Origin of the sequence: Prevotella sp. HJM029, from assembly GCF_000599605.1 — a bacterium.
Lineage (GTDB): Bacteria > Bacteroidota > Bacteroidia > Bacteroidales > Bacteroidaceae > Prevotella.
Window position 1 is genome coordinate 1 of the sequence record NZ_AZHT01000172.1, and the last position, 882, is coordinate 882.

The 882-nt window shown below is 45.4% G+C and carries 1 protein-coding gene; it reads left to right on the plus strand.

All coding sequences use genetic code 11. The features are described 5' to 3' along the window. Positions 1-476 (plus strand): ABC transporter permease (locus X919_RS0106285; RefSeq protein ID WP_028899437.1); only part of this gene is annotated, 476 nt, incomplete at its 5' end. Positions 477-882: the final 406 nt, after the last annotated feature.

Consider the following 882-nt stretch of genomic DNA (forward strand, 5'->3'; position numbering starts at 1 on the left):
TCACGCCCGTGAGCCGCTGCAGTTTCATCCTTTCCAAGCTCATTCCCTATTGGCTCATCGCCCTTTTAGCCACCACGATGTGCCTGCTGGTGGCATGGTTGCTCTATGGCATCGTGCCCGTGGGCAACCTCGCGTGGGTCTATTTGCTGGTGATGTTGCTGGCATTCTTCTTCTCATCGTTGGGTTTGGTCATCTCCAACCGCAGCGACACCATGCAGCAGGCCATCTTTGTGATGTGGTTTTTCGTGATGAACATTCTGCTCCTTTCGGGGCTTTTCACCCCCACGCGCTCCATGCCCGTCGCCGCCTATCTCACCACCTACGTCAACCCCATGAGCTATTTCATCGATGCCATGCGCACGGTGTTCGTTCGTGGCGGCAATTTCGGCAGCATTTTTCATCAAGTGGTGGCTTTGGTGGTCATTGATAGTCTCATGGGCTTTTGGGCAGTGATGAGTTACAAGAAGAATGGATAAATCGATTTTTCGGTAGCATTGTTTGCCACTCTCGCCAAAAGTTTATAACTTTGCACCCGATGTTCGTTTACGGCATCAACTTTCTAAATAGAAAATAAGACGTGTTACAATGATAGGAGTTATGCAAAATTATAAAACTTTTAACAGCTTTTATTTGGTAGAACCAAATAAAAGTGTAACACACACACACATTCTGTCCGTCTAAGTCTTTGTGCAAAGGCGGTAGCGGTGCACGTGAGCTATCTGTATTCTTAGGCATCTGCAAGGCGTTTTCAACACGCTTCGCAGATGCTTTTTGTGTAATAAGAAAAAGTATAAATTATTAATAACTCTAAGTGAGTCATTATATTAATCAAACAAAATGAAACAAAAGAAGCTGTATGAAATGCCGGTTTGCAGGGTCATC